The organism is Streptomyces sp. CNQ085 (genome assembly GCF_022614595.1).
Classification (GTDB): domain Bacteria; phylum Actinomycetota; class Actinomycetes; order Streptomycetales; family Streptomycetaceae; genus Streptomyces.
Genome location: NZ_JAJFAU010000105.1, coordinates 1 through 4,300, shown reverse-complemented (window position 1 = coordinate 4,300; position 4,300 = coordinate 1). Strand labels below are relative to the sequence as shown.

The 4,300-nt window shown below is 74.6% G+C and carries 4 protein-coding genes and 1 pseudogene; 2 read left to right on the top strand and 3 right to left on the bottom strand.

The window, feature by feature from the left end; all coding sequences use genetic code 11:
• Window positions 1-122 precede the first annotated feature (122 nt).
• Entirely contained in the window at window positions 123-746 is a 624-nt protein-coding gene (locus LJ221_RS17115; protein WP_241717601.1) for a sulfite oxidase-like oxidoreductase, read from the top strand.
• Between the two features lie 28 nt (window positions 747-774).
• Here the strand turns inward: LJ221_RS17115 and LJ221_RS17110 are convergent, their stop codons facing one another.
• The 3 genes from LJ221_RS17110 to LJ221_RS17100 all read right to left on the bottom strand — a co-directional run bounded on the left by LJ221_RS17110 (window position 775) and on the right by LJ221_RS17100 (window position 3,890).
• Window positions 775-1,716, bottom strand: coding sequence for a deoxyribonuclease IV (locus tag LJ221_RS17110; RefSeq protein ID WP_241717600.1), 942 nt, complete (start codon window positions 1,714-1,716; stop codon window positions 775-777).
• 95 nt (window positions 1,717-1,811) lie between these two features.
• Window positions 1,812-2,657 (bottom strand): transglycosylase SLT domain-containing protein, encoded by an 846-nt coding sequence (locus tag LJ221_RS17105; RefSeq protein ID WP_241717599.1) that lies wholly within the window; start codon window positions 2,655-2,657, stop codon window positions 1,812-1,814.
• A 363-nt stretch (window positions 2,658-3,020) separates the two neighbouring features.
• Complete coding sequence (locus tag LJ221_RS17100) at window positions 3,021-3,890, bottom strand: Stk1 family PASTA domain-containing Ser/Thr kinase (protein ID WP_302852023.1); 870 nt, start codon at window positions 3,888-3,890, stop codon at window positions 3,021-3,023.
• 310 nt (window positions 3,891-4,200) lie between these two features.
• Between LJ221_RS17100 and LJ221_RS17095 the strand changes: the two are divergent.
• A pseudogene (locus tag LJ221_RS17095) lies at window positions 4,201-4,300 on the top strand (MBL fold metallo-hydrolase); the annotation flags it as partial.

Below are 4,300 nucleotides of genomic sequence, written 5' to 3'. Positions count from 1 at the left end.
TGGGGTGCGGATCACAGCGATCCGCACCCCACGGCGCTGTCGCGTCGGCGGCCCGCCCTCCGCACGGACCGCGGTGCCGGGCGCGGTCACGGGCACGCCCGGTGGTCTGTCACCATGGAGGCATGGTTCAGCCGGAAAGCCGTGAAGGGGAGCGTCCGGAGCTTCCGCCGGGGCAGCGGCTCCAGCGCGGCTGGCCGGTGACCCATTACGGCCCGGTGCCCAGGTTCCGGCCCGAGCGCTGGGAGTTCCGGGTCTTCGGGGCCACCGCCGACGCGGGCACGCACCGCTGGAAGCACGAGGAGTTCTCGGCCCTGCCCCACGAGACCGTGGTCGCCGACCTGCACTGCGTCACCCGGTTCAGCATGCTGGGCGTCGAGTGGGGCGGTGTGCGCACCCGCAGGCTCCTCGAACTCGTGCCGCCCGCGCCGGAGGTCACCCATGTGATGGTGTGGGCCGAGTACGGCTACAGCGCCAACCTGCGGCTGGAGGACTTCACCGCAGGCCACACGCTCTTCGCCACCCACCGCGCCGGCGAGCCGCTCACGGCCGAGCACGGCTTCCCGGCGCGGCTGGTCGTACCCCATCTGTACGCCTGGAAGGGGCCCAAGTGGGTGCGGGGCGTGGAGTACATGACCGCCGACCGCCGGGGCTTCTGGGAGGAGCGCGGCTACCACAACATCGGCGACCCCTGGAGCGAGCAGCGCTACTCGTACCAGGAGGCCCCGGGCGACGGCCCCGGGCTGTAGCCGGCCGATGAGGCCCGCGGGCCGCGCCTCAGCCCCTGAGCCCCTTCAGCCGGGCCACGTCCGCCGCGTGCCCCTCCCTGCCGCCCGGCGTCTCGATGACCAGGGGCACGCCTTCGGTCGCCGGATGGCGCAGCAGCTCGCGGAACGGCCCGGTGCCGATGTGGCCCGCGCCGATGTTCGCGTGGCGGTCCTTGCGGGCCCCGGCCACGTCCTTGGAGTCGTTGGCGTGGACCAGCCGCAGCCGCCCCTCGCCGGCCACCGCCACCACCTCGTCCAGCAGCGCCTTCATGCCGCCCTCGGCCGCCATGTCGTGCCCTGCGGCGAAGGCGTGGCAGGTGTCCAGGCAGATCCCGAGCCGGGGGTGGCGCTCCAGGGCGTCGAGGTAGGGGCCCAGGTCCGCGGCCCGCGCGCACAGGGAGGCGCCCTGGCCGGCCGTCGGCTCCAGCAGCAGCCACGGGTCCGGTGACCCCTCGCCGGGGTCCAGTTCCTCCAGCAGCGGCAGCATCCGCCCGCGCACCTGGGCCAGCGCCGTGGCGCGGTCGCGTCCGCCGGTGGCCGAGCCGGTGTGGACGACCACCCCCAGGGCGCCGATGTGCCGGGCGCGCCGCAGCGAATGGCGCAGGGAGGCCACGGACAGCTCGGCCGTGGCCTCGGTGTGCGAGCCGAAGTTGATCAGGTAGGGCGCGTGGACGTAGGCCGCGATCCCCTCGTCCGCGCAGGCCGTGCGGAATGCCTCGTCCTGCCTCGGGTCGCCCGCCGGGGTGGCCCAGCCGCGCGGGTTGGCGACGAAGACCTGCACGGCCTCGGCGCCGATCTCGCGGGCGTACGCCAGCCCCCTGGCGGCGAGCCCGCCGGAGACGGCGACATGGCTGCCGACGGGGTTGCGGACGCGGCGGGGCCCGGGGGCGGACCTGCCCGCTTCCCCGGAGGAGGGGGGAAGGGCGTCGTGCGGGGAGGGTGCGGTGCTCACACATCGAGGGTGCCAGGCCCCCGCGGTGAGCGGCCCGGCGGCCCGCTCATCCTGAGAGCGGGCCGCCGGGCCGTGCGGAGGGTGTTCCCGGCCGCTCAGTAGGCCGAGTCGACGTTGTCCATGGAGCCGTACCGGTCGGCGGCGTAGTTGCACGCGGCGACGATGTTGGCCACCGGGTCGTACAGGTCGTACCTGGTGCCCTTGACGTGGTAGGCGTCGAAGGTGGGCTGGATCACCTGGAGCAGCCCCTTGGAGGGCGTGCCGTTGCGGGCGTTGATGTCCCAGTTGTTGATGGCCCGCGGGTCACCGCTGGACTCGCGCATGATGTTGCGGTGGATGCCCTCGTAGGTGCCGGGGATGCCCTCGCGCTCCATGACGGCCAGGGCCTCGCGGATCCAGCCGTCGAGGTTGTCCGGGTAGGAGGCGGCCGCCTGCCGCCCGCGCTCGTACGCCCGCTCCGGGCTCTTCCCGTCGCGCTCGCCCCAGTTGCCGCCGCTGCCCCGGCCGTCGCGGTCCTGCGAGCGGTCGGCGGCCTTCTCGCGGGCGGAGTCGCGGTCGGCGGCGGCCTCGCGCTCGGCCTTCTCCGCGGCCTTCTCGGCCTTGCGCTCCTTCTCGGCGGCGGCCTCGCGGGCGTCAGCCTGGGCCTGCTGGTAGGAGCCGGAGAACTGCGCCCGCAGGCCGCCCTGTCCGGCGGCGATGTCCTCGGCCTGTGCGGCCGGCTCCACCGGGAGCGAGACCGGCGCGGCAGCGGGCTTCCCCTCGGCCGAGGGGGCGGCCTTCCCGGCGCCCGCCGGAGCGAGACCGAGCGCCAGGGTGGCGGCGCCGGTGGCCGCGACGACGCCGACGGCGGAGAACTTGTGGGTGCCGGTCATACGGGCGGTGCCGGCCACGCGGAACTGGCCGAGAACGTCGAGAACGTCGAGAACGCGGAACACGGACATGGGGGAGGAGGACCTCTTCCGATCGCTTGCGTCGCAGAGCCGGATCAGCCGGGCCGGCCATGGGGCCGAGCGGGGTCGCGCCGGGTTCCTCTCCTCGGCGCCGGCGACTGTTGCATTGTTAGCGGCCGGAACTTATGGGGACAAAAGTGCGACCTACTACCCGGGTTCGTGGACATCGGGCGAAAAGAACTTCAGGAGGCGCTCCGGGGCCGCTCGGAGGTGCCCGGACGGCCATGGTGTCCACTATGCGGCTTCGTAGGTGATCTGGGTCCTATGGGGCGGTTCACAACGGCTGCCCGTTCGGGTGACCCCCGGTGACCGCACCGTGGCACACGGGTCGGTCCGGGGGCGGGAACGCAGCCGTCAGCGCATCCAGACGGTGATCCGCGAGCCGCGCGGGGCCCGCTCGCCCGCCGCGACGGACTGGTCGAAGACGGTGCCGGTGAAGAAGATCCTGCGCACCTTCACCTCGAAGCCCGCCTCCTCCAGAGCCCGCCGGGCCTCGTCCTCCCCCAGCCCCTCAACATCCGGGACCTCGATCATCTCCGGTCCCTTGGAGACGGTCAGCGTCACGGTGTCGCCCTCGGCGGCGACCGCCCCCTCGCGAGGCGACTGCCGGGCGACCGTGCCCTCGTCCTCTTCGGAGAAGACCCGCTCCGGGGCCGTGCGCACCTTCAGCCCGGCCTCCTCCAGACGCTGCCGGGCCGTGCCCTCGTCCTCGCCCACGACGCCGGGGACCTCCACCCGCGCGCCCTCGGAGACCACGAGCGCCACGGCCGTGCCCGGACGGCGCACGCTGCCCGCCCCGGGCTCGGTGCGGGCCACCGAGCCGCGCCCCACCTCCCCCGAGAACTCCTTGGTCACCATGCCGGGCTCCAGCCCGGCGGCCTCGATCCTCCGGCGGGCCTCGCCCAGGGTGTCGCCCGTGACGTCGGGGACCTCGACCCGCTCCGGACCCTGGGAGACGGTGAGGGTCACCGTGCCGTTGCCGCGGATGCGCTCACCGCGTCCGGGATCGGTGCCGATGACATGGCCCCGCTCCACGGTGTCGCTGTAGTCCCGGACGATCCGCCACTCCAGCCCGGCCTCCTCGACCGTCCGCTTGGCCCGGGCCTCGGTCATGTCGAGCACTCCGGGGGTCCTGGTGAACTGCCCGGAGTTGACGTACCACAGGCCCAGCGCCACACCGAGGACCAGCAGGGCGGCGGTGACCAGCGCCGGCACCGAGCGCATGGGCCCGCGGCCGGCCCCCCGGCCCGGGCGCGCCCCCGGCCCCGGTTCCCAGGGGTCCGCGCCCACCGCGGCCGGCCGGTCCAGGACGGAGGTGCGGTCCAGGACGGAGGTGCGGTCCAGGGACTGCCCGTCCTCCCGCGGGCCGGCACCGCCGGCGGGGACTCCCGGCGCACTGCCGCGAGGGAGGACGGTGGTGCTCTCCTCCGGGCCGGCGGCGGCCGGGGGCAGCGCGTCCAGCTGCTCGCCGGTCAGCGCCTCCCGCACGGCCCCGACCTCGGCGAGCAGCTCCACGGCGTCGGCCGGCCGGGACGGGATCCTGCACATCGACAGTCACAGCTTCGCGTTCGTCGTGAACGGGCTGCGCGTTCTGGTCGACACCGGCATCGGCAACGGCAAGGAACGGGCCAACC